This window comes from Saccharothrix sp. ST-888 (assembly GCF_000955975.1).
Taxonomy (GTDB): domain Bacteria; phylum Actinomycetota; class Actinomycetes; order Streptomycetales; family Streptomycetaceae; genus Kitasatospora.
Map to the genome: position 1 here is coordinate 1 of NZ_JYJF01000243.1, position 2,185 is coordinate 2,185.

Annotated in this window: 1 protein-coding gene and 1 pseudogene; one reads left to right on the top strand and one right to left on the bottom strand. The window is 65.0% G+C overall.

The genetic code is table 11. The annotated features are described in order from the left end of the window. Positions 1-333: pseudogene (locus tag UK12_RS43825) on the bottom strand (hypothetical protein); the annotation flags it as partial. A gap of 631 nt (positions 334-964) precedes the next feature. Here UK12_RS43825 and UK12_RS32330 point away from each other — a divergent pair. Continuing rightward, complete coding sequence (locus UK12_RS32330) at positions 965-2,068, top strand: ISAs1 family transposase (protein ID WP_197085358.1); 1,104 nt, start codon at positions 965-967, stop codon at positions 2,066-2,068. Positions 2,069-2,185: the final 117 nt, after the last annotated feature.

Sequence of the window (2,185 nt, forward strand, 5' to 3'; positions counted from 1 at the left end):
ACCGGTGTCACCCTGGAAACCCTGATTGCCCTGGAAGCCCTGGAAACCCTGGGCACCGGTGTCACCCTGGAAACCCTGGTTGCCCTGGAAGCCCTGGAAGCCCTGGTTGCCCTGGGCACCGGTGTTGCCCTGGAAGCCCTGGTTGCCCTGGGCACCGGTGTTGCCCTGGAAACCCTGATTGCCCTGGTTTCCCTGGAAGCCCTGGTTGCCCTGGGCACCGGTGTTGCCCTGGAAACCCTGGTTACCCTGGAAGCCCTGAGGACCCTGAGAGCCCGGCCCGCCGCCCCAGCCACTGCGCAGTCGCCCCGCACCGGGAACGAAGTCACCGCTCACAGCGCCATTCGGCCCTGGTACCCCGTGTGCGTACTCTGCGTGGGACCTCTCGATCGCGTTGGCTACAGCGACCGTCGACGAAGCCAGGTTGACAACCATGGCTAGGGCACTTACCGCAGAAAACACGGTAGCGGCCTTGAAACGAGATCTTCGGAGTGACTGAATCTTCATACGGAACCCTCCTGCAGAGCTGAAAGCGAAGTTGCAGACGGTGCGTCAACTCGGTGTGAGCGGGGTATACCCGATCCTTCGAGCGGCATCAGTATGTACCCACACTGATGAGGGTGTTGCCAGCTCCAGTCTTCGGCGTCTAAATATCACCCAACTGGCCTTGTTTTGCTGCTCCGTGCGTCTGCTGATCGGCACCGGCTCTTTGTCCGCGCTGCCCTTCCCGCGAGGAGGTCTGACGCAATGCTGTGGCCGCACTTGGCAAGGATGTTTCAAAGTCGTGGTGATCATGTGAGTCCGCAGGTCGCGGCGGTGCGACGAGCGTGGACCATGCCGTCACGAACGCAACGAAGCTCCGGTTGAACGGGGTGGCCTTCCCAAGTCGCCTCGTACCGCCGGGGCTTCGATGTGTCGTCAGTCTGCCACCGTTAGCCTGCTCAAGTCGCCCGCTCTGGAGGGCGTGGTGGGATTGTCGCTGGTAGAGCGGTTGCGGCTGTTGCCCGATCCGCGTCGGCGTCGAGGGGTGCGTCACCCGTTCGTGGCGGTGCTGCTGGTTGCCGCCTCGGCGGTGATCGCCGGCGCACGCTCGTATGCGGCCATCAGTCAGTGGGCGACGAACGCGCCGCAGCTTGCCCTGGCCCGGCTGGGTGCCCGGGTCGTGGGGTCGTTGAGTGTGCGCGTAGTACCGAGTGCCGCCACGATTCGGCGGGTTGTCGCTCTGGTCTGCCCCGGCGGCCTGGCCGATCTGACCAGCGCCGATCCTGCCGGCTCGGACTCGGTGGCGATCGATGGCAAGGCTGCCCGTGGCTCCCGGCAAGGCGAGATGCCCGCCATCCACCTGCTGGCCGCGATGACCGGCGACGGCCGAACCGTCACCCAGCTGCGGGTTCCCGACAAGACCAACGAAATCAGCTGCTTCGCCGTGCTGTTGGATCCCTACGACCTGACCAGGGTCACTGTCACGGCCGATGCCCTGCACACCCGGCGCGACCACGCGCGCTTCCTGGTGGAGGAGAAGAAGGCCCATCACCTGCCGGTGGTGAAGGCCAACCAGCCCGAACTGCGCCGCACGCTGCGGTCCTTGCCGTGGAAGCAGGTCACCGCGCGCCGCTACGACCGCGAGATTGGCCACGGACGCAGAGAGACACGGGTGACCAGAGCCCTCACCGTCACCGACCTCGCCCTCGACCTTCCCCACATCGCCCAGGCCGTGCGTCTCCTGCGACACCGGACCAACCTCAAGGCCGGCAAGTGCACCCGCCAGACCGTCTACGCGATCACCGACCTGACCTCACATCAAGCCTCGCCGCAGCGACTCGGCCAACTCGCCAGATCACAGTGGACCATCGAGAACCGGCTCCACTTCGTCCGCGACACCACCCTCGGCGAAGACACCTCGAAGATCCGCACCAGCCACGGACCCGAGAACATGGCAACACTACGCAACCTGGCGATCAACACCCTCCGGAGACACGGGCACCGCAGCCGGCCTCCGTCACGTCTCCTACGACCCCTTCAACCGGCCGCTGGACCTATTGAACATCCCTTGACCAGGCCGTCTACATGATCACCGGGACTTTGAAACGCAATGCCGCGAAGTTACGGCTGCTGCGGCGCTGTCAAGCGGTTCGTTGAAGCTGGTCCCAGCGGGCAGGGCTCCTGCTAGGAGAGGAAGTCGACCAAG